The sequence below is a fragment of the Rhizobium sp. CC1099 genome (assembly GCF_029714385.1).
Taxonomy (GTDB): Bacteria; Pseudomonadota; Alphaproteobacteria; order Rhizobiales; family Rhizobiaceae; genus Rhizobium.
Genome location: NZ_CP121641.1, coordinates 3077597 through 3099445 on the forward strand (window position 1 = coordinate 3077597; position 21849 = coordinate 3099445).

Consider the following 21849-nt stretch of genomic DNA (forward strand, 5'->3'; position numbering starts at 1 on the left):
AAGTCTAATGACCGGATAACGGATTTCCAAGAGGCGCCTTGCCTTGACTCCCCCTGAGCCCGGATGTCCTATTGCGCCAACGCGATGAAGACACCCCGCATGAGCGACGAGCAAACCCCCGCCGACAGCAAACTCACCACGTCGAAGCGCCGCTGGGCCGCCGAAGGCAAGTTCCTGACAGGTCGCATCAGCCGTCCGGAAACCGAGCGCCTGCCGCCCGGCCAGCATCTCGTCAAGAACTGGCCCGTCCTCGATCTCGGCCAGCAGCCGGTCATCTCGCTGGACACATGGCGTCTGGAAGTGCGCGGTCTCGTCGAGACACCGTTGGACCTCACCTGGACGGCCTTTCAGGCGCAGGAGCAGAGCACCAAGGTTAGCGACATTCACTGCGTCACCACATGGTCGCGCTATAACAACAAATGGAAAGGCGTTTCGACACGCGATCTTCTCGATCTCGTAATGCCGAAGCCGGAAGCCAATTACGTCATGCTGACGAGCTATGACGGCTATACGACCAACCTGCCGCTTTCCGATTTCGCGGCCGAGGATGCGATCCTCGCGACATCATGGGAAGGCCTGCCGCTGACGCGCGATCACGGTGGCCCCATGCGCCTGGTCGTGCCGCATCTCTACTTCTGGAAAAGCGCCAAGTGGCTTCGCCGCATCGACCTCATCCCGGCCGACGAGGCCGGCTTCTGGGAAAAGAACGGCTACCACATGTACGGCGACCCATGGCGCGAGCAGCGCTATACGGATGACTGACCGCGAAGCAGGCGCATGGCCGCGAAGTACACGCCGAAGAGAATGCCCACAAGCGCCGATAGCGACGCCATGCTTGCCGCGTGGATCGGGATTTCGCTCCAGCGCGGGCGCACGATATCCGCCGTGTTGAACGCCTCGCCGCTGAAACGGCAGGTGATCAGCGAAAGCCCGCGCCGCACCATCTCGGCATCGGCATCCGCAATGATCGCCGATGCGGCCTCCGCTTCCTGCGGCATGGCGCGCATGGCGATCAGCACGGCCTTGGCCGCCGCCAGATAAGCATGGGCGCATTCGTTGAACGGGCTCCGCTCATCGGTGACGCTGCCGGGCATCAGCCCCCAGAAGCAGTAGGAATACTGGATCTGCGCATAGTTCAGCACGCGCCTGAACGGTTCGTTTGTATCAGTCGCCTGCGAGGCGAGATCGATGATCCGGTTCCGATAGCCGGCGATGACCGCCATCTCGCCAAGCGAAATTTCGGGGATGGGGATGCCGGCATGGCTGCCAGCGGAACTGCTGCTGTGCGCTGAAGCGTTTCCGGCGGCGGAAAAAAGAAGTGCTGCCAGACCTAGTTTCGCCAGCCCTCGCTTCGCGCAATTTCGATAATGAGATTGCCTAAACATTGCCAAGCTTTCCCTCATCCCTGTGACACACGGGAATGAGGAGTTCTCTTTTAACGAGCCACGACGAGGCAACGACCAAGCCCGGATTACCGGAATGCCGGACGCAGTCGCTTTTCCGCCAGCACGCCGAAGACAATCCCAAGCGCCGCCCACAGAATGACATGCATGCCGAGCGAGGCCGTGCGAAAACGCCAGAGCACCATGGCCGAATAATTTTCCGGCACCTCGTTGATCGGCGGCAGCAGGTACTGAACCAGGCCGATGAAGACGAGATAGGCGGCACCTGCGAGGATCGCCGCATTCCAAATGCCGAAGCGGGCAGAGAGATTGCGCGCCAGCGCCACTGCGGCAATCAGCGAGGCAACGGAAACGACGATCATCAGGAAGAACACCTCGGTGCGCACGCCGATCGTATCGGGATTGCCGACCGCAGGCGGGTTGGCGGGGTACTTGATCGCCGGAACGAGAACGATCGCAACAAAGGCGGCAAGCGCGATCACTGCGGCCGTGCCGCGAGCGTCGAGCCGGCTGAAACGCCCATGAACGAAGGCGAAGGCAAGAGCAAAGAGGCCGCCAACCGCAATCGCATAGGTCATGACGCCGGTGAAGAGGCCGAGACCGGCCTGTGTGGCGCGACTGACGAGTTCCGGTTCAGCCGTTTCACCTGCGGCCTGGGCAGCGGCTTCTTCGAAGGCAATCGCCTGATCGACCAGCGGCTCACCGAATGTATAGGCAAAGACAAAAACCAGGATGCCAGCGATCACCCCCGCGAGCATGCCACGGAGCAAAAGATTTCCAACCATGTCTGTCGTCCTTTAGTGGCAGGGGAAGCCGAGAAGGTGGCGGCCGTCATGCACGAATTCGTGGACGTAGCCGCCGGAAAACAGCGCCGTGGCGCCCTCTTCCGTGCCGACGAAATAGATGGCGATGATCATCAGCAAGCCCCCGAAGATCGCCCAGGGCAGGATTTCTCCTACCGGGATCGGCGCGGGTGCTGCGATGGGCTGAAGAGCGGTGTCAGACATGTTTTCCTCCTGGAAGACGCGTTCAGTCGAAAGAGCGTTGTACGGTAGGGTCTGACTTCCAGCCTGCTTTCGCATCCTGGTCACAGTGGCGCGACCGCGCCGGATTTTCACCGGCTTCCAAACCCGCAACATGATCGTTATATCTGCGCGCGGAGAACTGTCAACGAGACTTGATCTCGCTCCCCATCGCATTTCCGGAGATCGAAGGAACGTGCATACCCGGCTCACCTGGATCTGCCACGGCCCGACAAGCGCTGGTCGCAATGGTCGCTTCCCTCTCGATGAACCGCTTGAAGAAAGCGCCGTCGCGGAGACGCGGGCAATTGCCGGTCGGCTGCAGCGCGCCGATCGAGTCCTGACGAGTCCGGCGCTGCGCGCGCGCCAGACTGCCGAAGCGCTCTCGCTCGGCTCTCTTCCCGATCCGCTGCTTGCCGATTGCGATTACGGCAGGTGGGGTGGGATGGCGATCGCCGATCTGCAAATGCAGGAGCCTGAAAATCTGCTCGCCTGGATGAGCGATCCGGAATCGGCCCCGCATGGCGGCGAAAATATTAGGCAGCTCGCAGGGCGGGCAGCCCAATCGATGGACACGCAATCGGTGCTCGGCGGCCACGTCATCGCCGTCAGTCACGCCGCGCTCATCCGCGCTGCGATCCTGAACGTGCTTCAGGCGCCGCTTTCCTCTTTCTGGCTCGCGGATATCGAACCGTTATCCATCATCCGCATGACCCATAACGGCCGCCGCTGGGCGCTTCGCTTCGGCGGCTGAAGCCGCTATATCGCTAATTTTTCAAGGAATAAATTAGATCAGCCTTACGCAAGCAAGTTGCGTCATAGCTATTGAACCCGGTTTACCGGGCGCTAAGTCCTTGCCCCGAGGAGACCGGCCATGACCTATGATTGGAGTGGGGAGCGTACACGGCGCATGCGTCTTTTGCGGATCGCGACCGCCGTTATTCTCGTCGCCCTGGTTGTCAGCATTCCGTTGCTGATGACATAGGCGAAAAAGGCGAGCAGCCGTCAAACTGCTCGCCTTTCTTTAACTCTGTCGAACGGGAACGCGCACAGCACTCTGCGATCAAGCGATGATCGCCAGGATTTTCTGTCGGGACATTCCTTTTCGTGCTTGCCCTTTAGTGCTTGATAGTCGTCCCGGTCACCGACACTGGATCGCTGGCCGGAAACGTATCCTCGAGCCCCTCGTCAAGCTGCTCCTCGAGGGTCAATCGATCATGGGACGCGCGCGCGCTCAGCCTGACGCTCATCGTTTCGCCCTCCGGGGCCTTGGAAGACGCGATTTGGCTCATCAGCTCCTTTGCCTTTTCTATGGCATTCTGCCGATTGAGCGAGCGTTCAGCGTCGTTCTTCAACTGGACGGAAACGATCTCGCCGCCGTCGCCGACGAATTCGACCGTAAAGCCGGCCTTCCCGCCGCCAATGGGGGTAACCTGTGTTCCAACGACCTGCATTGGGGATTTCCTCTCTTTGAACGCCAAAAGGAAAACGAAGATACCGCCCGCTTGGTTCCAAGCATTGAGGATTCAGCGCGGCTACAGCATTGGAGCGCCCGACCTGAGCGATAGATGAAGTTTTGTACCGAAATCAGGAACGTCTACGATTTGTCGCATGCCTCGTGAAAGGCGAAGGCTGAGCTCGACACCCGTCGCGGTCACTTCCAGATCACTTTTGACCGTGTAGTCGCTCATTTGCCCATACCTCTCGCTCGGGTATTCTGGCAGCCGCCGGGCGCTAGAGCGTTTTGTTCCGATCCTTTAAGCCATTAAGCTTTGATGGCGGAAGGGGCTGGAAGAATTATTTCTCGGCGCCATTTACTGAATTCTAATAAAGGCAATGGAGTTTAGGAGCATGGCTCGGTGAGGTCCCACGTTTTATCAGCCCGAGAGACGTCGAAATCGAAGGCAACGGCGATATCGACACGCTGAGAAAGCCGAAGACCTCGCCGGTCATGCTCCTAAGCAGCAAGTGGCCGAGTGCCCCTATGACTTCCGTGGCGTGGCACACGAGACATATTGCTTGTCCTGACACGCGATGCGTGTGATGACGCATTGGGAAAAGAAGCCCCGCAAGGGGACGGGGCTCAAGATATGATGAGCAGCGCCCTAGAGCGGGCGACGTCGGAAAGTACGCTTCATAGCTCGCATCTTCAAGATGCAGAACTTCAGGCTCAAAGCTGCGTCTATGGCCAAGTCTCCTCGTTCGAAGCCTCTCCTTTCCACCGAAGGGCCCCTCCGGCGGCGTGCATCGACCGCAAACGATCGCCTGCGCCTGCTGGTTAAGATGATTGTGGCCGTGCGGCATGTCGTCTACGCGGAGCCTTTCGTGGGCATGGGCGGCGTGTTTTTCAGGCGAGTGCCGCGTGGCGAGGTGATTAACGACCGCAACGGCGAGGTGGTAAACCTCTTCCTGATTCCTGCAGCGGCACTGCCCGCAGTTCATGGACACCCTGAAATTCCAGATCACCAGCCGGCGGGAATTCGAACGCCTCAAAAGCTGCGATTCCGCCACTTTGACAGACCTCGAACGCGCGGATCGCTTCGTCTATCTGCGGAAACCCGCCTTCGGTGGAAAGGTCGAGGGGCAGAATTTCGGTGTCGATACGACCGGCCGGGCACGCTTTAATCTCACCAGGCTGGCACGGCCTGGAAGACGTCCATGAACGCCTCGCAGGTGTCGCAATTGAGAACTTGGATTGGCTTTACCTCGATCCGCCGTATTTCGGCAGCGAAGGCGACTACGGGAAAACGCTGTTTGGCCGGGAGCGGTTCGAAGTCATTGCGGAGCCTCGGTCGCGTCAAAGGCAACTCCATTTGTCCAGCAACGACGTTCCGCAGATCCGCGATGTATTCAGCCTTACCTTCGCAGAAGCGGAATTGAGGCCATAGTCGCGCGAAGGGCTAGTCTTCTGACCTTCCGAAGTGCCCGCCATGGGCTTCATCGTAACGGTGGAGCGCATTCAGATAACCTGAAAGCGCTTCTGCTAGCGGACGCGACAAGCCTGTCTGGAGATGGCTCTTCCAGGTGGCTATCTCGTCGGTGTCACTGTCGACAACACGGTATTTGGCGTTGCCCTCTGCCTCAATCCGATACTTCATGACCCAGTCACCCAGCAGGTTTTGATGATGAACTAGACATCGCCAGAACGGTTTCAACCGCCCTTGTCAAACAGTTCGAGCGGCGAAGCAGATTAATTAGTCGGCCGTGAAGAACTCGGAAGCCGCTGATTTGACGTAAGAATTGAATGATCTGCAGATCTTATAGTTGCAGGAAACAGCCGCCGAACAGGCTGTTTCCTTGCAAAATCAGTTTGAGGTTTCCCTGGCTGGCGAAGCGTGATTCACTGGGTTATCGCGGTGAATCGGAGAGCCAGGCATGGGCAAACCACGTGAACGGCGCGAAACGGGTGAACAGGATCTATTCCGATCCCGGCTCGACCAGATCATCAACATGAAGCACGAACTGGTGCGTCTGGCGCAGGCCATTGACTGGTCAGTGCTGGAAGCCCGTTTTGGTGATGTCTATTCGGACGGAGCGGGCATGCCGCCATTGCCGACGCGGCTCATGGCGGGGCTGGCCATTCTCAAGCACACGTTCAACCTGTCGGACGAGGCCCTGTGCGAGCGCTGGGTGGAGAACCCCTATTTTCAGTACCTGTGCGGCGAGGAGTTCTTCCGGCACGAACTATCGTTCGACCGCTCCTCGATGACGCGCTGGCGGCAGCGCATGGGCGAGGAGCGGATCGCCGCGCTCTTGCAGGAGAGCCTGGCAGTGGCAGTCAAGACAGGCGCGATGAAGCCACAGGATACGCGGCAAGTGATCGTGGACACGACCGTTCAACCGAAGAACGTCATGTTCCCGACGGATGCCAAGCTTATTCACCGGGCGCGCGAACGGCTGGTGCGGCTGGCGAAGAAAATGGGGCTCGACCTGCGCCAGACCTATGTTCGGCTCGGTAAATTCGCCCTGATCCAGCATCAGCGCTATGCTCATGCGAAGCAATTCAAACGGGCTGGCAAGGCGCTGCGCAAGTTGAAGACCTATCTCGGTCGGACCGTTCGCGACATCGAGCGTCAGATCGCGGGCGACGTACAACTCGACGCGATCTTCAAATGGCCGGTCTATCAGGCAAAAACGGTCATGGAACAGCGGCAACGTCAGCATGGCCGCAAGATCTACAGCCTGCATGCCGACGAGGTCGAGTGCATTGGTAAAGGCAAGGCGCACAAGCCCTATGAGTTCGGGGTGAAGGTGTCCGTGGCCACAACACTGAACCGTTCAAAGGGCGGGCAGTTCGCGCTGCACGCGACGGCGCTGCCCGGCAATCCCTACGACGGCCACACGCTCGCGACCGTCATTCCGGATATGGAAAAGATGATCGGCAACGAGCTCTCCCGCATTCTGGCCGATGCTGGATACCGCGGCCATAATGCTCCCGAAAGTCACAAGCTGAGGGTCTTCACCAGCGGCCAGAAGCGCCGCCTCACGCCCGCCATCAAACGCCAGATGCGGCGACGATCGGCGGTCGAGCCCGTCATCGGACACCTCAAGAGCGAACACAGAATGGAGCGGAATTATTTCGCTGGCGAACAGGGTGATGCCGTCAATGCCGTTCTGGCGGCCGCCGGATACAACTTCTCCCTCCTGCTGCGATGGTTCAGGCAGCTTTTGTGTCTGTTAGCCGCACTACTCTTCCCGTTCCAGAGCCGACCAAAGCGGTATCTCCCTGCCTGAAAACGAGTTCTTCACGATCGACTAATTAATCCGGCCTACTTGGTTCCAACATCTTGTCTCGAAAGGAGGCGAGCCACGCGCTTAGGGGCGCTCACCGCTTCTGCCAGCAGAATGACAGACGATCAAAAGGGAGCAAATTAGCTAAAACGGCTTAGGCCCTCGTGCCTTCGGCGGAGGCGCCGGGTTCTCCGGAAGCCGAATGCCTCTTTCTCAGGGCATCGATAATCTCCATGGCGGTCAATTCATCAAGACGTCTTAGCGGCAGAGTTTCAGCAATGACAGCGACCTTGTGCGTCTGCGTATCGACAATCGACCAGCTGCCATCCCCGTCGCGTCTGGCGTAATACTGCGGGCGTATTCGCATATTCACGTCGGCCTCTGCCTCTCGGTCATGCTCACGACTAGCTGTTGCAAGCTATCTTCGATAGTGACGCCGTGCTGATAGAAATAAATGATCTGGCTTGCGAGTTCGACGCGCTCATAATCGCTCGTTATGTGCCCGGTAGCGCAGATATCATCGAAGACTCTCTTGCAGATCTCAATATCTTCGGTAGCGAAATAGCCTCTGCTCATGCTCGGTTCCCTAAACTCCTAAGAATTCTAAGAGAAAAGCCCCGCCGGAAGCGGGGGTAAAGCGGCCTTCACGAAAACATATCGTGGCAAGGGCTCGTCTAAGAGAGGGCAAAGCGAGCCCAAGCCACTGGCTCAGTACTTAGGGGATCATCCCGCAGCACTTGAGATCACGCAGCTTCAGCGACTGGTGGGAAGATGAAACGCGTGATCGCAATAAACCGGCAGGGGAAGGAAAAGTTCCCGAGTGATCGGCCCCGCCTCTAAATGAGGCATCGGGCGACCGCCGAGCATTCAATTACCGATATTATCCGTAGACGGGTCGAGCACCGCGCTTGCACTTGATCTCTTCTTTGTACTCTCCGTCGCCCCATTTCCGCTTAATCTTACATCCTCCGCGACGATACTCTTCCTTGTATGCTCTTCGTTCGTATCGGGGTTCACCATAGTAGCGATCGGAATGCCACCGCCCATGGCCGCTTTCGTCCTTCCAAGGATCGGCCGATGCGTCGCCAGCACACATGGTGAGTGCCACGCCCGCTGCGGCAGCGATGGTCAGCATCTTCATGGCTCGCACTCCTGCTTCCCGGTCCTAGATCAAAGCTGTACTTGATGGCTTCGTTTCGACGATCGATCCTGAACGCCGGATGAAGAGTAAATCGGTTACCGTCCATACAGCTCGTTGATCTTCTCCTATGGCTCTTCGACCTTTCTCGATGCCTCTCGCGCCGTGGGTGCCCAGCCGTTGGTGCGGCAGGATGCTTTGCCTCTGCCAATGGATGGTGTTGATGGTCCATCGTCACTGGCGGGCGCGCGATCGGCTGGTTAGGTCGAGATAAATGCGCCCGAACTGCAAATCTCCATCCAAAGAAACAATGTCCTGGTGGCCCTCGCCGAGCCATGTCTCTCGCCATTTGTATTTCGGCTGATATTCTTCCGTCGTCATTGTCTCAAATTTCGTTTTCTTTTTAAGCATTCCCTGATGTAATCATCAGATGGCCAAGTCTCCAGCTTCAAAGCCGCTGCTCGCATCCGATAAGCCGGTTCGATCGCGGCCGCGCAAGCCACGCGATCCAGCGCAGCCGAACCTTCCCCTCGATCCCATGCCGGACCGCATCGAGCCGTGCCTGGCGCTTCTTAAGCCGAAGCCGCCGAAGGGCGAGCAGTGGGTTTACGAAATCAAATGGGACGGGTATCGCCTGGCGGTGCATATCGAGCCTCAGCGCGTGCGCATCATCACGCGCGGCGGCCATGACTGGACGCATCGTTTCCCCGCGATCGAGCGGGCCGCCAAGCAGCTCGGCGTGGCGACAGCGATCCTCGATGGCGAGGCAATCGTGGTGGATGAGCGTGGCCGGTCCGATTTCGGGCTGCTGCAGCAATCGCTCGGCGGCCGGGGTGGCAAGCGGACTTCCGGCGAAGCGCTCTTCGTGGCGTTCGATCTGCTCTATTTCGACGGGCATGATCTGCGGCAACTGGAGCTTTTTTCGCGACGCCATCTGCTCGAAGGGCTGATCATCGATCGGGAGGGCGTCATTCGGCTGTCGGAGGAGTTCCAGGCGGACGGCGACAGGCTGCTGGAGCTTTCCTGCGAGCATGGGCTCGAAGGCATCATCGCGAAGGATCGCCGTAGCGAGTACCGCTCCGGCCGCCTCGGCGACTGGGTGAAAATCAAGTGCCTGCAGAGCGACGGCTTCGTGATCGTTGGCTATGAACTTTCCACGGTCGCGCGGGCCGGCATCGGCTCGTTGCTGCTGGCAGCGCGCAAGGGTGACGGCCTGGTTTATGTCGGCAATGTCGGGACCGGCTTCAACGAACGCACGGCGCAGGAGCTGCGCGAAAAGCTCGATCGGCTGGAGGTCACGAAACCGCCGGTCACATATGACGGAAGGCGCAAGGGGCTGGTCTGGGTGCGGCCGACGCTGATTGCCGAGATAGAGTATCGCGCGTGGACGCACGATGGGAAGCTGAGACATGCCTCTTACAAAGGTCTGCGGGATGAAGAGGACGACGCCACGATTTATGTGCTGGACAAGTAGTCCTGACCCTAGCCGGCCCTTTGGGTAATGGTGCGCCGAAACGTAAAGTTTTTTCAGTCCCGTAAACTCCCGATTGGAACTTGAACCGTATATGACCTCCTCGCAGAGGGGGAACGTCTTCCCACCGGCGAGCGGTTTCACGGAAAACTGAGCTTTCATCGCGGCCGGCGGCGCCCTTACATTGGCGCGCGACACGCTGCAAATGCAGCATCTCACATTCTTACACGATCAGCCGGTCCCAACTGCCGTAGTGCTCTTCGCTGCGCTTGCCGCGCGGCAGGCTGAGCCCGATCAGAAACAGGCCGGCGGCGACGTCGCCCGCGGTTCCGAGACTCGTTGCGCCCTGGAGCACGAACGGCGATGCGGCGATCCAGGCGCCGAGCAGCACGTTCAGGAAACGCGCCGGGCGGGCGACTTCGGCCATGGCGGTGACGGCGACCAGGATCACCAGACAACCGAGGATATGGTCGTTGAAGTAGAGCGGCGGCGCGGTGCCGAAGACAAGCGGCGAAAACATCAGGAATGCGCCGATGGCGGTGCTGGCGACGAGCGTCCAGGGGAAGTTGACGCCGCCGGTAACGAACTCGCGCAGGATGGCCGAGGCGGGACGGTCGAGATCAGGTTTGGGCGTCTGGTCCTCCGACAAGGACGGACCACCACGCCAGAAGGTCCGCCAGAATAGCTCTCCCGCGCGTTTTGCGCCATAGAGGTATTGGCAGCTCGCCAGCACCTCATCGATCGAATAGGGCACGAGTACGACGGTGACCGCCGCCTGGACGATACACAGCGTACACAACGCGCCGATCAGGGGCGGCTGGATGATGATGAAACTGACGCTGACCACTCCCAGCGGGATGATCAGCAAACCGAAAAGCAGTACCATCCACGGCATGGTGCGCCAGCGGCGGCGATCGCCGATCGCGCCCGCCAAAATATCGAGGACGTAAGCGAACGCGCCCAATCCCGCATCCGCTATAGGGAATCCTTTCGACACCCATGAGGTCACCACCGCTTCGCTGCCATTCTCCATCGGAGACGCGCCTGGCCCAAAAAAAGGATCCCATAAACCATCGATATGGCCGAGCTGAAAGGCGGCGAGATAGCGCGACACGAAAAGCCCGACAAAAGCCAGCGCAATGATCGGGAGGCGCTGGGTAAAGGTTGACGGCGAATAGTTCCACCCCAGCGGCAGGTCGTCGTCGGCCGCCAGGGCCCGCCGGCTGATTCCCGGCGTCGGCGGAACCATGACGGCAAAGGCGACGATCAGCATGCCGATCAAGGTATCGACCCCATACGCCGCGGCGCTCGTCGTCCAGAAGGCGAGCGGCGCAAACAGCACCCAGACGCCCACCGCGGCCGTCAGCCACTGAGCCCAACGCCAGCGCCGATACATTCCCCAGAGAGCGAACGCTATGATGAGAAGCCCCGAAACGATCTCGCTTACGCCCATCCACGCGTCGCGAATTTCGGGCGCAGCGATTTCGTGACCGAGTGCCGGAGGAACCGGCGCGGCGCCGGGATCGAACAGGCCGTAGGCAAACGGCGAAACGATCAGCCAAAGCCCGAGAACCGCGTTGGTGAGCGGCGCCCACAGCGTGAACGACCGATGCCGCTCCAGAGCCGTGTCGACCTCCTCTTTGCTGCGTTCCAGCGGGCCGCGAAGCCGCTTCTCCGCCGCTTCAAGTTCGGGTTCCGAGGCGGCAACAGCCGATGGCTCAAGCTTGTTCCTGGCATACCAGGCGGTCGGATCTGCCTTTAACCTGCCTATCATCTCAGGCAAGGTGCCGGTCAAACTATGGCGCGACTTCCAGCCGAGCAATGTCCGCGCGCGCGAAATGTCGAGCTCGTAATGATCATCAGAATTCTCGATCATCCATGAACGGATATCGGCGTCTGCACCCAACACCTCGTCCTGAACCCAAGTGCCGAGCTTGACGATCCCTTTCGGCAGCGAGAGCGTGCGCCAGGTCTCGCCATGGACCAGTTTGCCGATACGCTCCTGCAACTCCTGATAGGAGGCAGTCTCCTCCTCACCAATCAAAAAGGCCGTTTCGTCGGGGAGGTCCGCACGGCGGTCCACGACCCGGACGACCACGTCGACGAGATCGTCGAGGTGCAGATAAGGCTGTCCATGAGTGCTATCACCGGTGAACAGATATGCGGTCGGCAGGCGTTCGAAGATGCGGGCGATCTGCTGTGCTATGAATACCGCCCGGCAGTCCTCGTCGTAGACGCCGGCCAGCCGCAGTATCACCGTCTTGATGGGCCCCCGCCGTTTTGCGATCAGCGCTTCCGTCTCGGCCTTCGATCTGGGATAGGCCCAGGGCGGGTCGAGCGGCCAATCCTCGTTGATCTTGACGCCCTTTTCCGGGCTTGGGGCGTGCACTAGCAAAGTACTGGAGAAGACGAACTGGTCGGTTTCGAACGTCCTCAAGGCATCGAGCAGCCGCCGCGTGCCCTGTACGGTCACCGCGTCGTATTTCGGATTCTCTTCCCCCGTTGTGTCGTAGTAAGCGGCGAGATGGATCACCGATGCAATGCGGTCGCCGGCACACTCGCGGATCTTCTCCATTGTCTGGGCGACGCCGTCGTCGGAGGTGAGGTCGATTTCGAGCGTGTCGATCCCCTCGCTCGGACTCTTCGGCTGCGCGACATCGAGGCCGATGACGCGATAGCGACCAAGCAGGCCGCGCGCGATCGCCTGCCCAAGAAAGCCGCTGCTGCCGGTAATGAGAACGGTCGGAAGACTTCTGGTCCGCATCGACGCCCTTTAGGGTTGGTTCCCTTCTGCAAACTCCTGCTGGCGCGACAAGGTTCCTGATTGGCGAGAACTAAACGGAGCAAAAAGCGGACCCACGGATGCCCCATGCTGGCGCCAGAACCCCAGTGCACGAGAATGCTGGCGGCGCGACTCGACTTTTCGCATCGCCTTCAAAGCGAAACGAGAGGCGTTCGCAGCGCGCAGACCACCCGGCAAAAACATCCTCCAGCAGCAGGCCCGCTTCGATGCGGATTTCAGATTGATGGGACACTGAATCCGCTAAATCGCGGACGCCCGTGTCGCTAATTCCCGGACAGTTGGCCGGGATCGAGCTTGGCTCACCTGGTTGGTGTTAGGGGTTATTGATTTCAACGTTCTGTGCGTCGGTCAAGAAAGGCTTGCTCTTTTGCCTTCGCATACTATCGCCCTCGAGGTTGAACCGATGCGCGTTATGGATGATGCGGTCGAGAATGGCGTCGGCGATGGTGGGTTCGCCGATCATATCATGCCACTGCGCGACAGGCAGAGGGACAGCTTCCCGCTCTTAACACGGATCTCGGCAAGCGCATTCACGCGCTCATGTCTGCCTCGGTGTTGGATGGTCTTTCCATTGGCTTCCGGCCGAAGCGCACCCGCACCGGCAGCGGCGGAGTGAGCCGCTATTTGCTCGAGGTCGATCTGCGAGAGCTATCGATCGTCGAACGATCTTGCGCGCATCGCCTCCTTGTCACCTTCCGACGCGGCTTTTGGCCGGCTTCGGGATGCGCTCCAGAACGTGAAGAGTTCGTCGCTTCAGACTGATGATGCTGCGTTCGAAAAACTTAAAGCCGTCATGCTCGACCTGGCGTGACGAGGCCGCCCCTTCGATGTCTGCAGCATCCATTATTTCACATAGGCCGCTTCCGCTTATTAGCGCTGGCCTTGTCCTTCACGACCTTATCAAGTTGCTCTCTGTTCAAGAGAACATCAGTCTCTCCTGGCTTGCCGTCGGGATGGCTGAATTTCATTCCCTCCTCTGCCGGCATATCGAGTGCCTGTTGGGCATTCATAATGCCAAGCGGGACGCGTTTACCGTCGACCTTTACCGTCGCCTCGACGATCTTCATATCTCGAACTCCTTCTCTAAGGCAAACGCTGGAAGGAGTGCGATCGTTCCGATAGCGCCAGCGACTATTCCGCGGGCTCTTCGTCTTCTGACACGCGGTCAGTCTTCTTCAGCAAAACAAGCTCATCAGATTTCGTCTGATTGTCCGTCGTGACGGTCGCTGTGGTCATTTTTTTGTCGACGGCCGCGTTGTTCTTGGCGTGGTAGGCGCAGTCGGCAAACGCCATTGGAGCGGATAGGCCAATGGCCGCCGCCATTATTAGAAGCATCTTCATGGTCTTCTCCTTCTGGCTCGCGGCAAATCCTAACCTACAATCCACTGCGCTCGAAATCACAATCCTGTTCCGGGCGCAGCTGCCGACTCGTCCACTATAAACACCAATGAAACGGGTCATCGGCTCCCCTATTTTTGTCACCAGGACACCAATCCTCCATCCGAGCGGTGTTTGCTCGCACAATGACCGGCGAGCCGGACATTCCACTGGTGGTAGCCGTGTCAACGAGAAAAAGCGGAAGCTCGTCAACCCATAAGTCCGGTTCCGAAGCAATCGTGCCTCGCTTCCAGAGCGGAGTTCCGACGACCACCACAGCGCCAGAAAAACCGCTGCGACTCACCACCGGGAAGCGGTTTTCATTCGTGTGGCATACGCGAAAGAAAGACCGCCTCAACCTGGCCAGTCGAGACGGTCAAGACGGATGCGTTATCCGTCGGCCACGGTGCGTGGACGCCGAAGCCACCGAGGCGCTGCTGCTCGCCTCATCGGGGGGTGGGGGGAATAATGAGGCGATGAAGGGAACCTATCAGCAGACGGCACCTTGCGAAATTATACAGAGGTTGTCCGAATCTTGGGCGCAGGTATGCGGCGTCCAAACGGGTTGCATCCGTGTTGCAAGTAATAAACTGCAACACATTGAAAAGCCCGGAAATGCGCTGTGTTCCTTGTCGGCGCATTCTGGAATTTGTGGGAATTTCCGGTAATAAGTGGGAAATAGCGCAAACGCCTGAGAGGGCAAGGATTTGAGGCAGTCACGCCGGTGGGTTTACCCGGCTACAGTGCTGTTAGTGCGGCACAGCAAAACCGATGAGTTAGCGGACACCGACAGGTCCCCAAGCGCTTGGCTCAATTCAACCACTAAAAATTCTCCAGCGGACTTTGAAGGCCTTTAAATCATTGAAAGATAAGACTTCATACCCTTGCCCTTGGCAGCCGCGCGCACGTGCTCAATTCACGCTGATGGCTGAGCGCCTTGGCCGGTTAAGAGGCCGCTTCATTCTGTCGATCAACGACGTACCTGAGATCCGAGAAATTTTTGCCAAGTTTGCCTTTGCTGAAGCTGAATTGACATACACAATATCGGTCGCCGAGAGGACAGCAGCGCGAGAACTGATTATTACGCGATAAGGCCTGGACTAGTTGGAAGCGGGAGGCGCCGTTGCTCCATGGCGCCCCTTGTCCTTCCCTCACGTAACTCCGGCGACCACATCGGGCACCACGTTGCGGACGCTTTCGTCCTCGACGTAGTCACTGGGCCGCTTCTGACGCTTGCCGAGTTCCGGCTCGTGAAACTTTATCTTTTCGTACGGAATCGAGTTTAGGATGTGCGAGATGCAGTTGATGCGCGCCCGTTTTTTATCATCCGATTGCACGATCCACCATGGGGCGTGCCGGCTATCCGTCGCCCGGATCATCTCGTCGTAGGCTCGCGAGTAGTCCCACCACCGGCGGTATGACTCGACGTCCATTGGGCTGAGTTTCCACTGTCGCAGCGGGTCTTCGATCCGCCGTCTGAAGCGCCGATCCTGTTCTTCCTCGCCTACGGTCAGGAAGTACTTCAGGAGCGTGATGCCGCTTTCCACGATCGCCGCCTCAAAACGAGGAGCCACCTCGAGAAAGCGCCGCGCCTGCTTATCCGAACAGAATCCCATGACGCGGTCCACGCCAGGCCGATTATACCAACTGCGATCGAAGATGACGATCTCGCCTGCGGCCGGCAGATGCGCCATGTAGCGTTGCATGTAGATTTGCGACTTTTCGCGATCAGTCGGGGCCGGCAGCGCAATTACGCGAAAGACCCGTGAACTGACGCGCTCGGTAATTCGCTTGATCATCCCGCCTTTGCCGGCAGCGTCCCGGCCCTCGAAGATGATCACGATGCGAGCTCCTGATTTCTTCACCCAAGCCTGCAGGTGCGCAAGCTCGACTTGAAGTCTCGCGATTTCCTTGTCGTAGTTCCAGGACTTCTTGTTTTTCTGTTTTTCGCCAATTTCCGTGTCGTCGTGACTCTTGTTCATGACTTCCTCCTCGCCCTTTTACGGTGCCTTCACTTCATCACCCATCACTTAGTGACCCTCGACCAGTGGCCGATCGCTTCCCTCTTCGAGGCGAGCCGCGCGCAGGGCGTCTTCCGTGTCATCGAAGAATTTTTCTGCTCCGATGCCGTCGACGACGCCGGCGCGTTCCAGCAGCGCTGTGGCCTCGGCGTTTAAGTGAGCCACGCCAAAGGCGATGCCCCGCCCGGAGAGGTTCGCGTGCGCGGCATCAAGCGCGGCAGCTCCGGTGCTGTCGATATGCGCAATTGCGCTGGCATCCAGGATAAACCAACGCGTTTCGGTCGGCAGGCCCTCAGCGATGGCGCGCAGCCGCATGCGGACATAATCCGCGTTGTAGAACAGCAGATTGCCCTGGATGAGACATATGGCGATGCCTGGAACGCCCAGAGCTTCTGGAAAGCGCTGCATATCGTAGAAACCATCGCGTCCCGCAATGCGACCCAGAAGTGCGTCGCGTGGAAACATCGTCTTGCGCAGAAGATAGATCAACGTTGCGGCTATCGCGATGATGACGCCGTTCAGTACTCCGAAGCTGATGGCTCCCCCCATGGCGATCAAGGCGAAGACGAACTCCATCCGGCTGATGCGCCATATCTTTCTGAGTTCGCTGACGTCGATCAGGCTAATTGCGGCTGCCGCGAGGATCGCCGCCAGAGCCGGAATTGGCAGGATGCGCAGGGCATCATTCAAGAAAACCAACGCAGCCATCAGCGTCGCGGCGGAAATGAGACCCGCCGCTTGCGATCTGCCACCGGCCGAAAGATTGATCGCGGTTCGCGAATCGGAGACGCTGACGGGAAATGCGCCAAACAGGCCGGGAGCGATGTTCGCCGCGCCCAAGCCGATCAGTTCCTGGTTCGCATCCACCTCCTCTCCAGTGCGCGCGCCGAAGCTCCGGGCGGCGACTATACCCGCGCCAAAACTGACCAGAAACACAGCAGCCGATCCGAGCACGATCCTGTCCAAGGGCATTTGAGAGACTGCGTGAAGAGAAAATGACGGCAATCCGGTGGGGATGTCACCAACGACGCCGATGCCTGCCGCTTCAAAGTTGAAAATGGCAGAAAGAACCACGGAGAGGACGACGACAAGTACAGGTCCTGGTATCGGTATCGGCAGCCGCGCGGCTTTTACAATCCACAACAGTGCGAACATGGCGAGGCCAAGCAGCAGCGATGGCCAGTGGATCAAAGCACTTTTGCGAACGATCTCGGCAAGCGGTGCTAGGAGCCCGTCCGACTCGATACGCACTCCGGTAAAGCGGCCGATCTGCCCAATAAGGATGGAGAGCGACACGCCAGCAAAGAAGCCGACAAGGATTGGACGAGATAGAAAGTTTGCCAGGACGCCCAGCCGAAGCAGCCGTGCCGCAAAATAGAAGCCTCCAACGCCCAAAGCGATGGCGGAAGCGATCAACACGGGATCGATGGGCGTACCTGCGGGCTGCGCGGCGATCACCACGCCCATGGCGGCCGCAAGAACCGCCATGGTCGCGGCATCCGGCCCGACCACCAATAGCTTAGACGGCCCGAACAGCGCGTATGCAACGGGCGCGACGATGCTTGCGTATATCCCTGTCTCTGGGGGGAGGCCCGCGATGGCAGGGTAAGCGATTGCACTAGGCAGACCGACAGCCGCGATGGACAATCCAGCAGCAATATCGCTTCGCAGCCAATCCACGCGGAACCCCGCAAGCCCCCTGAGTATTGGCACATGAAAGCTTCTAGTCATGCCACCCCCCAGAAATCTATCCGCGTGCGGAGCCACGTTACGCTGTCAGTCCAGGCTTGATGTCCGATCGCTCTGCCCTGCGCCGTGATCGAGATGCTCTGCCAATAGTCTTCAGGAGTTCGAAGCGCGACATGCCGGCCGAAGCAAACTTGACGACCCTTGGATGGGTGCACAGCAGTCTACGCGACTGGTGCCTCCCAACACAGGAAAAAGCCTATGTCGCCCGGCATGCCACCTGGAAAACTAATAACCATTGCTTTTAACTGGTAGCCCTGAGGCCGGGCGACCTCGACGAAAAGGTCGTACAATTGCTTGGCTTTTCCTTGAAGCGTCTCGGGCCAGTCTGGTCGGGCACTGTTAATCGCCCGACCGCTGTCCGTGCAGAAGCTCGAAGGGAAGCTGTAGACCAAAGCTTCGAATTTGCCGTCGGCGGCGGCCTTCATGACGACGCGCCTGATAACGTCACGCTCCTTGTCGCCGACATGCTCGCGGAAGAAATCGTCAACGAACTCCGCGTGTTTTTTTGCTTCCCGCGCTCTGAGTTTTTCGTCGCGCTGCATTTCCACAAGTTGCAGTTCAAGAGCCTTCGCTCTCAACTCTTCCGCGGTAATCGGTGAAGGACGGGGATCTGACTTTTCATTTGCGGCCATGACGTTTCCCTCCCAGTAATCGACGGCCAAGCAGAGGATTATAGAGCAAATCCATCAAACGCGGTAGCATTCATAATGCAGTAGGTTCGGGTACCAGTCGGCTCGATAGCGGCGTATCCGTCGTTTCTAAAAAGGCCCCCTTTACTGCAAAACTCGGTGACAAAAGTGCAAAGTTTCGCGACCGGCTACAGCCGAGCAAGGGGTGATCTCCCCCGGCGCAGGAGCCATGCTCCGGGCCGGGGTAACGTGGAAATAGCCCCGGCCGCATCACTTGCTTATTGAAGCGGCCAAACCACGCGAACACGAAATCTGAAAATTCCGGATCCAAGTGACAAAATTCCGGAATTTCGCGACCGGCTACAGCGCTCAAGCTACCGTTTCAAATAAGTCAACAAAATCAGGAAGTTGACTGGTAGCGGAGGAGGGATTTGAACCCCCGACACAAGGATTATGATTCCTCTGCTCTGACCTACTGAGCTACTCCGCCACTGGTCAACGATGCCGTTCGCGAAGCGACGGCTCGTGGGATGAGCGGCTTATAAGGTGCGGTCCGGCTTGGTGTCAAGCAGGTGACATCAAGAAAACGGCGAGCTTTGTTGCACGCCGTTTCGCGTCCGGTTCAGGCGGCGACGGGTCTGGAAAGCAGGGCCTTCAGCGAGGCTTCGGCCGCCGGCTCGCGCTCTGAACGCTCGACAAAGCCGCCGCCAAAGACGCGGGCGTTATCGCCCGGCGCCGAATAGAGCGCGCAGGCCTGGCCGGGCGCCACGCCGGCTTCGCCGACGGTCAGGTCGACATAGATGCCGCGCGCATCGGCACGGAGAATGGCCGGTGCCGGCGCCCGGGTAGAGCGAACCTTCGCGTAGCAGGCAAAACCTTCGCCGGACGCAGCTTCGGAAAGCGGTTCGTCGCCGAGCCAGTTGAGGTCGCGAAGATAGACGCGGTGTGTCTCCAGCGCTTCCTTGGGACCGACAATGACACGGCGGGAGCGCGCATCGAGAAAGACGACATAGAGCGGCTCGCCGGTCGCAACGCCGATGCCGCGGCGCTGGCCGATCGTATAATGAAGGATACCGTCATGGCTGCCGAGCACGCGGCCGTCGAGATGCACGATCTCGCCCGCCAGCGCCGAGTTTGGCTTCAGCTTGGTGATGATATCGGAATATTTGCCCTGCGGCACGAAACAGATGTCCTGGCTGTCGGCCTTCTTGGCAACGACGAGCCCCATCTCTTCGGCAAGCCTGCGGGTCTCGGCCTTCGGCAACCCGCCGAGCGGGAAGCGAAGATAGTCGATCTGCTCCTGGGTGGTTGCAAACAGGAAATAGCTCTGGTCACGATCGGCATCGGCCGGGCGGTAAAGCGCGCGGCGGCTGGGGTTGCCGGATGCCGGATTCGGGCGCGAACGGATGTAATGGCCGGTCGCCAGCGCATCGGCGCCGAGTTCCTTGGCGGTCGCCAGAAGATCAGCGAACTTGACGGTCTGATTGCAGGACACGCAAGGGATCGGCGTTTCGCCGGCGACATAGCTTTCCATGAAGGGATTGATGACGGTGTCGCGGAAGCGCTTCTCGTAATCGAGCACGTAATGCGGAATGCCGAGCGTTTCGCAGACGCGGCGCGCATCGTCGATGTCCTGCCCGGCACAGCAGGAGCCGGCGCGGTGAACGGCCGCGCCATGGTCATAAAGCTGCAGCGTGATACCGAGCACATCGTAGCCCTGGCGCTTCAAGATGCCGGCAACGACGGAACTGTCGACGCCGCCCGACATGGCGACGACAACGCGCGTATCTTCCGGCTTCTTGTCAAAATCCAGTGTGTTCACGGGTGCTGCCAGTTCAGTGCTTGTTTCGCCCCGCCGTTTGCCCTGCAAATGCGGCGGATTTCCTGCTCTTCCGGCAGGCTGGTCCGCCGGGCTTTCGTGGCCGTGGATATAGAAAGGATTGCGGCTTCGCGCAAGAGGCGGGGATTTGCAGCCACGCCGCGCTATTCCGCTGCCGCCTTGCGCCCTCTCTCCTCCCGGCCCTCCAGCATCGCTCTGAGCTGCGGCAAGGCCTGCGGATATTCGCGTTGGATGAAATCGATCAGCTTTTCGCGGATTTCGCAGCGCAGATCGAAGGTTCGCCCCGAATTCGAGGCTGAGGCGAGGATGCGGATTTCCATGACGCTCTCCCTGAAATCGGTGACGGCGACGTTGACCACCCTCCGATCCCAGAGCTTGGAGCCAGCCAGTATCTCCTCCGCCTTGGCGCGGATCGCGGAAACCGGCACGCTGTAGTCAAGATAGATCATGACCGTGCCAATCAGCGATGCGCTCTCGCGCGTCCAGTTCTGGAACGGGTTCTCGATAAAATAGCTGAGCGGCAGGACGAGGCGGCGCCAGTCCCATATTTTCACGACGACGTAAGTCGAGGTGATCTCTTCGACATTGCCCCATTCGCCCTCGACCAGAAGCGCATCGTCGATGCGGATCGGCTGCGTGATCGCAAGCTGAATTCCGGCGAAGAGATTTTTCAGGACCGGCTGCAAAGCCAGACCGACGACGATGCCGGCAACGCCGGCGGATGCGAGCAGACTCACGCCATATTGCTTGACCGCGTCGAAAGTCATCATGCAGGCCGAAATCGTCACGACGACGATGATCATGTCTGCGATCCGCTCGATGATCCGCGACTGCGTGACATGCTTGCGCGCGAGCAGATTGTCCTCGGCGTCCAGCTTGAACCGCCGCAGATAGACCGTCATCCAGATATGCTTGGCGGTCTTCGCCATCCAGGCAACGAGGATGATGAAGGCGATCAGCAGCACGTGACGCAGCGTCGAGGCCTGATATTCCGTGAGCGGTGAAATCGTGGCGGCAAAGCCCAGCGCCGCAGCTAGGATTGCCAGCCGCGCCATGCCCTCGAGCCGGGAGACAAGCGACCGCCAGAAGAGATCGTGTGAGGCGACGAGGCGTGTGAGGAGCCGGAAAGCCACGCGATGGAAGAAAAGCGAGAACGCCACCACGATAGCGAAGGTGCCAATGCTTGCCACCCAATCAGGCAGCCAGATGCCTTGGCCGCGAATATCGTTCACAAGGTCGGACATCAGCCGGCACTTAGGGTGCATTGCAATATGGAAAAGGGTAAAAATTCATGCGACCGCTTGCAGCGCAGCAAGGCCGCGGAGCCTTTCGATGCGAGATCTGAGCCGTTGACGGCGAGCGCAGCTTTTAAGGGCGTGCCGTATATCAATTCTTCGGTCTGCGCCGTGGCATGGTCCTGCCGAGCAGATAGCTCTGGATTTCCCCGAAACCTCCTTCCTGAGCCTCTTGAGCTACTCTTTTGTTTCGACACCTTCGGCAGGCGTCGCGCATTGAAGCCCGGACCGATGCCGACTGCGCGGATGATGGCGAGAATGCCGGCATCGCTCTCGATACCGGCCAGAAGCTGCGATCGAGCTTAATCTTGTCGAAGGCGAAGGCGAAGGCGAAGGCGCGAAGATAGCTGGAAACATCCGGCTGGTTATA

20 protein-coding genes, 1 tRNA gene, 1 pseudogene and 1 riboswitch are annotated in these 21849 nt (G+C 59.2%); of the genes and pseudogenes, 5 read left to right on the top strand and 17 right to left on the bottom strand.

The window, feature by feature from the left end; genetic code table 11:
• Positions 1–99 precede the first annotated feature (99 nt).
• Positions 100–762, top strand: a complete 663-nt coding sequence (locus QA644_RS15505) for a sulfite oxidase-like oxidoreductase (protein WP_283069398.1) — start codon at positions 100–102, stop codon at positions 760–762.
• On the opposite strand, the gene QA644_RS15510 is transcribed toward QA644_RS15505, so the two are convergent.
• The 3 genes from QA644_RS15510 to QA644_RS15520 form a co-directional block, all read right to left on the bottom strand.
• Positions 747–1385: a hypothetical protein gene (locus tag QA644_RS15510; protein ID WP_283069399.1), complete on the bottom strand. Its 639-nt coding sequence runs from the start codon at positions 1383–1385 to the stop codon at positions 747–749. The two genes, QA644_RS15505 and QA644_RS15510, sit on opposite strands and share 16 nt — an antisense overlap.
• Before the next feature lie 86 nt (positions 1386–1471).
• The gene (locus tag QA644_RS15515) at positions 1472–2188 is read right to left on the bottom strand and encodes a CbtA family protein (RefSeq protein ID WP_239597113.1); all 717 of its coding nucleotides are present in this window, start codon (positions 2186–2188) and stop codon (positions 1472–1474) included.
• Positions 2189–2200: 12 nt separating this feature from the next.
• Entirely contained in the window at positions 2201–2410 is a 210-nt protein-coding gene (locus QA644_RS15520; RefSeq protein ID WP_239597110.1) for a CbtB-domain containing protein, read from the bottom strand.
• Positions 2411–2459: 49 nt separating this feature from the next.
• Positions 2460–2529, bottom strand: a riboswitch (cobalamin riboswitch).
• Positions 2530–2621: 92 nt separating this feature from the next.
• Between QA644_RS15520 and QA644_RS15525 the strand changes: the two genes are divergently transcribed.
• Complete coding sequence (locus QA644_RS15525) at positions 2622–3179, top strand: histidine phosphatase family protein (protein WP_283069402.1); 558 nt, start codon at positions 2622–2624, stop codon at positions 3177–3179.
• A gap of 364 nt (positions 3180–3543) precedes the next feature.
• Here QA644_RS15525 and QA644_RS15530 read toward each other — a convergent pair whose 3' ends face one another.
• Positions 3544–3879, bottom strand: coding sequence for a hypothetical protein (locus tag QA644_RS15530; protein ID WP_074069568.1), 336 nt, complete (start codon positions 3877–3879; stop codon positions 3544–3546).
• 986 nt (positions 3880–4865) lie between these two features.
• Between QA644_RS15530 and QA644_RS35175 the strand changes: the two genes are divergently transcribed.
• Positions 4866–5087, top strand: coding sequence for a hypothetical protein (locus tag QA644_RS35175; protein WP_349254103.1), 222 nt, complete (start codon positions 4866–4868; stop codon positions 5085–5087).
• A 238-nt stretch (positions 5088–5325) separates the two neighbouring features.
• On the opposite strand, the gene QA644_RS15540 is transcribed toward QA644_RS35175, so the two are convergent.
• On the bottom strand, positions 5326–5523 hold the full coding sequence (locus QA644_RS15540) for a hypothetical protein (protein ID WP_022715719.1): 198 nt from the start codon (positions 5521–5523) through the stop codon (positions 5326–5328).
• 277 nt (positions 5524–5800) lie between these two features.
• Here QA644_RS15540 and QA644_RS15545 point away from each other — a divergent pair, with 277 nt between their 5' ends.
• Positions 5801–7159 (top strand): IS5 family transposase, encoded by a 1359-nt coding sequence (locus QA644_RS15545; RefSeq protein WP_283069405.1) that lies wholly within the window; start codon positions 5801–5803, stop codon positions 7157–7159.
• Between the two features lie 151 nt (positions 7160–7310).
• On the opposite strand, the gene QA644_RS15550 is transcribed toward QA644_RS15545, so the two are convergent.
• On the bottom strand, positions 7311–7529 hold the full coding sequence (locus tag QA644_RS15550) for a hypothetical protein (protein ID WP_156886475.1): 219 nt from the start codon (positions 7527–7529) through the stop codon (positions 7311–7313).
• A gap of 507 nt (positions 7530–8036) precedes the next feature.
• A complete protein-coding gene (locus QA644_RS15555) occupies positions 8037–8297 on the bottom strand; it encodes a hypothetical protein (protein WP_283069407.1) in 261 nt (86 codons plus the stop codon).
• A 427-nt stretch (positions 8298–8724) separates the two neighbouring features.
• On the opposite strand from QA644_RS15555, the gene ligD reads away from it, so the two are divergent.
• Positions 8725–9768, top strand: a complete 1044-nt coding sequence (ligD, locus tag QA644_RS15560; protein ID WP_283069409.1) for a non-homologous end-joining DNA ligase — start codon at positions 8725–8727, stop codon at positions 9766–9768.
• 220 nt (positions 9769–9988) lie between these two features.
• Here the strand turns inward: ligD and QA644_RS15565 are convergent, their stop codons facing one another.
• The 10 genes and pseudogenes from QA644_RS15565 to QA644_RS15610 form a co-directional block, all read right to left on the bottom strand.
• Positions 9989–12529: an NAD-dependent epimerase/dehydratase family protein gene (locus tag QA644_RS15565; protein WP_283069411.1), complete on the bottom strand. Its 2541-nt coding sequence runs from the start codon at positions 12527–12529 to the stop codon at positions 9989–9991.
• A gap of 352 nt (positions 12530–12881) precedes the next feature.
• Positions 12882–13055 (bottom strand): annotated as a pseudogene (locus tag QA644_RS15570) (ATP-binding protein); the annotation flags it as partial.
• A gap of 361 nt (positions 13056–13416) precedes the next feature.
• Positions 13417–13635 carry a hypothetical protein gene (locus QA644_RS15575; RefSeq protein ID WP_246763239.1) on the bottom strand — a complete coding sequence of 73 codons (219 nt, stop codon included), beginning with the start codon at positions 13633–13635 and terminating at the stop codon, positions 13417–13419.
• A 64-nt stretch (positions 13636–13699) separates the two neighbouring features.
• Positions 13700–14029, bottom strand: coding sequence for a hypothetical protein (locus QA644_RS15580; RefSeq protein WP_283069414.1), 330 nt, complete (start codon positions 14027–14029; stop codon positions 13700–13702).
• 1067 nt (positions 14030–15096) lie between these two features.
• Positions 15097–15927, bottom strand: a complete 831-nt coding sequence (gene ppk2, locus QA644_RS15585; protein WP_283069416.1) for a polyphosphate kinase 2 — start codon at positions 15925–15927, stop codon at positions 15097–15099.
• Between the two features lie 48 nt (positions 15928–15975).
• Positions 15976–17697, bottom strand: coding sequence for a SulP family inorganic anion transporter (locus QA644_RS15590; RefSeq protein ID WP_194728123.1), 1722 nt, complete (start codon positions 17695–17697; stop codon positions 15976–15978).
• A gap of 179 nt (positions 17698–17876) precedes the next feature.
• A complete protein-coding gene (locus QA644_RS15595) occupies positions 17877–18347 on the bottom strand; it encodes a hypothetical protein (protein ID WP_194728124.1) in 471 nt (156 codons plus the stop codon).
• Positions 18348–18757: 410 nt separating this feature from the next.
• Positions 18758–18834, bottom strand: a tRNA-Met gene (locus QA644_RS15600).
• Between the two features lie 132 nt (positions 18835–18966).
• Entirely contained in the window at positions 18967–20166 is a 1200-nt protein-coding gene (gene mnmA, locus QA644_RS15605) for a tRNA 2-thiouridine(34) synthase MnmA (RefSeq protein ID WP_283069419.1), read from the bottom strand.
• A 161-nt stretch (positions 20167–20327) separates the two neighbouring features.
• A complete protein-coding gene (locus QA644_RS15610) occupies positions 20328–21428 on the bottom strand; it encodes a mechanosensitive ion channel family protein (RefSeq protein WP_283069420.1) in 1101 nt (366 codons plus the stop codon).
• Positions 21429–21849: the final 421 nt, after the last annotated feature.